Origin of the sequence: Kistimonas scapharcae (assembly GCF_039540975.1) — a bacterium.
Classification (GTDB): domain Bacteria; phylum Pseudomonadota; class Gammaproteobacteria; order Pseudomonadales; family Endozoicomonadaceae; genus Kistimonas; species Kistimonas scapharcae.
Genome location: NZ_BAABFL010000291.1, coordinates 1 through 2834 on the forward strand (window position 1 = coordinate 1; position 2834 = coordinate 2834).

Annotated in this window: 3 protein-coding genes; all 3 read left to right on the forward strand. The window is 46.3% G+C overall.

Annotated elements, in window-relative coordinates:
* The coding region (locus ABD892_RS11175; RefSeq protein WP_345195734.1) for an ankyrin repeat domain-containing protein at positions 1-407 on the forward strand (407 nt) is incomplete at its 5' end.
* Positions 408-731: 324 nt separating this feature from the next.
* Positions 732-1037 (forward strand): hypothetical protein, encoded by a 306-nt coding sequence (locus ABD892_RS11180; RefSeq protein WP_345195735.1) that lies wholly within the window; start codon positions 732-734, stop codon positions 1035-1037.
* Positions 1037-2770, forward strand: a complete 1734-nt coding sequence (locus ABD892_RS11185; RefSeq protein WP_345195737.1) for an N-6 DNA methylase — start codon at positions 1037-1039, stop codon at positions 2768-2770. The genes ABD892_RS11180 and ABD892_RS11185 overlap by 1 nt, the downstream gene beginning before the upstream one ends.
* Positions 2771-2834: the final 64 nt, after the last annotated feature.

The window sequence follows — 2834 nt, forward strand, 5'->3', positions numbered from 1 at the left end:
ATGAAAGCATGAGCGGTAGCAACATACTGCGGATTTTCAGGCTTGGTTCAAGGCTTTCAATGAAACGTCAACAGCCCCTAATAGAGGAGAAAATGCTGAAGTTCTTCGTACAGCAGAAAAAGTCCAGGCTAAACCGTAATAACCTGTTGGCAATAGCAAAGTTACTTATAAAGAAGGAAGCAAACCCAAATGCCGTCCATAACAGCCCGGTAGTTGGATATACCCCTTTGATGCTGGCTGTTCAACTGGACGAACCAGAACTGGTACAGCTCATGCTGGAAAAAGGTGGCAATCCATACAGAACATATCAAGATGGTTCATACCCCATTGACTGCTGGATGATAGCCAGAAAGTTCAACGCCAGAAGAGCTTTATCGGTTCTTGGCAGAAAACAAAGGCAATATTAGCCAGAATAACAACCCCCACCGGGATAGTATCCTTCAAGAACTATCCCCCTTTCTGTGTAAATCAGCTTGCTTGACGCCTTTGGCAGGCACTTTTCAAGCAACACAAGCATCCCTCAAAAGCGAACATACGGCGCCTTGCAATAAATACATAACTATCTGTTTTATATAGCCTTTATTCCATTTTCAAATACTTTTTGCTGGTTTCAGCATGGTCATTTTCCAGAAGCCTAATATAAATACTAATGTAGTATTTATATTATTACTTGCGTAAATGATTTATGCATGCTATATTTCATATACACAAAATAAAAACGGTGACAGACAATGGCCAGAACAAGACATCTACATCAGAGAATGAATCAAAGAGGCATCACGGAGCGCATGCTCCAGATCGTCAGGGACTTTGGCGTTCCTAATGGAGATAAACAGGTTCTGGATAAAGGCCATATCGACCTTCTGGTTCAGAAAATGGATCGGCTCCGAAAAGACCTGCTCAAGGTTCGGGACAAAGGAGGACTGGTATTGGTTGAAGACGCTGGTTGTGACATCACAACTTATCGGGTGGACAGCTTCCGCCGCAGTGAAAGCAAGGGTATTTTATTAGCTTCCAACATATTTTATCGAAACTAATGGATAGCCTTCGAAAGAAAGGCTCTATTGAAGACGCAATTAGCGAAATCAGTCTGCTGGTTGCCTTTTGTTATATCCCGGTCAATCGGCCAGAATTAAACTTCAGTGCTGTGGAAGATGTGATCAATGGAAAGCTCTCACTGCGACAGGCCTATGAAGCAGCCGCTGAAGCACTGCCAGACTACGCAACTCATTTCACAAAATCCCGGCTGCCCTTAGAACTCTCCAGCTCGGAAGTCATCAACTTTATCAAAGAGGTATCACCAGAACAAAGGTCCACCCATTGGCTTTGGCTACAAAGTCTGACTGACTTATCTTCCAGGAAAAATGATGGCCTATATTTCATACCTGATGAGATCGTTAATTTAATGGTTTCATTGGCGATGGAAGATAAGCATGCTGAAACCGTATACTCCCCATTTTCCCTGTCCGTGCAGCTTGCAGTGGAGGCGTCACAAAAGGCCGATGAAGTCATTTATGAATCAGGAAATGTCTCTCAATATGCCGCAGCCATAGCGCTTCTGCAGGGGATTACGCTGCAAAAAACAGACCCGATCAGTTCTCCATCAAACATCACTGAAGATAACCAGCTCAGGAAGTTCTCTCATATCCTGATGGCGCCACCCTTTGGACAAAAGCTGAATTCTGTTGTTGATCCCTACAACCGCTTCCAGTCCGATTCACTCCAGAGTGATGTTATGACACTGGAACATGGTCTTGCCCAGTGCTCCGGCCGAATGGTAGCCCTGGTTCCAATGGGGCTTTTATTCCGCAGTGGCGCTGATGGCTACTTCCGGGAAAGAGTCGTTTCTTCCGGCATACTTGAAGCTGTTATACAGCTGCCAGGTGCCATATTCTCTACTACGGCAATAGCAACCTGCGTGCTGGTTTTTGATATGAACAGGAACCCCAAGGATCCAGTACTTTTTTACAATGCGGATAATGAGGAACTGGCACGCTCTGAGGGCAGGCCTCTGCGCAGAATTGTCCATCAATGGGAACGCATTGCCCATGATGTGCTCAAACGCACCCAGAGTGAGTATTGTGTTCGAGCCAATGCTACTGAAATCAAACAACAGGGTTATGATCTTTCGGTCAGCCGTTACGTGCTGTCTGATGCAACACAACGGATTAAATCCCTGGACAATACTCGCCAGCTGTCTGGTATCGCTCAACTGATTCGTGCCCAGTTGCTTAAAGAAGATAAAGAGCCCCGTGGTGACGTGTATCTGGAAGTTGGGATGAAAGATATCTCACCCAGTGGCAAAATCAGCGCACCAGAGAAACGTTTGCAGTTATCGGGCCGGGCCAGAGATCGGGCAAAACAGCAGCGCTTACAGCCGGGAGATATTCTGCTGGCCATCAAAGGCAATCTGGGTAAGGTTGGGATTGTGGGTAATGATTGTGGCGATAACTGGGTCGCCGGGCAGTTATTTCAAGTGATACGAATCAACAGCGAAGAAAAGGTTAAGACTGAGTACCTCTACCGATACCTGTCGTCGCCCCTGGTGCAAACATACCTGCGTGATCAGGCCAGTGGCACAACCATGGCGGTGCTGAAAACTACCGATATCAAGGCGCTGCCCATTCCTGTACCTTCTGCGGAAGAACAGCAGCAGGTGCTGGCAATCCATCAGCAAATTCAGCAGGCATACGCCCAAATCGCCAGCATTCAAACCGAGATTGACCAGTTAGCCCAGGCGCACTGGAATCTGTTGTCAGCACCGATTTAAAATGTCCACCTTTCACCGATCCAAAATGACCTGTGTGAGATGATAATCTAATCAGATTATCGTA

What these genes read in the sequence shown, in the direction of transcription:
- ABD892_RS11180 (WP_345195735.1), top strand. Translation starts at nt 732, where the DNA reads ATGGCCAGAACAAGACATCTACATCAGAGAATGAATCAAAGAGGCATC.
- ABD892_RS11185 (WP_345195737.1), top strand. Translation starts at nt 1,037, where the DNA reads ATGGATAGCCTTCGAAAGAAAGGCTCTATTGAAGACGCAATTAGCGAA.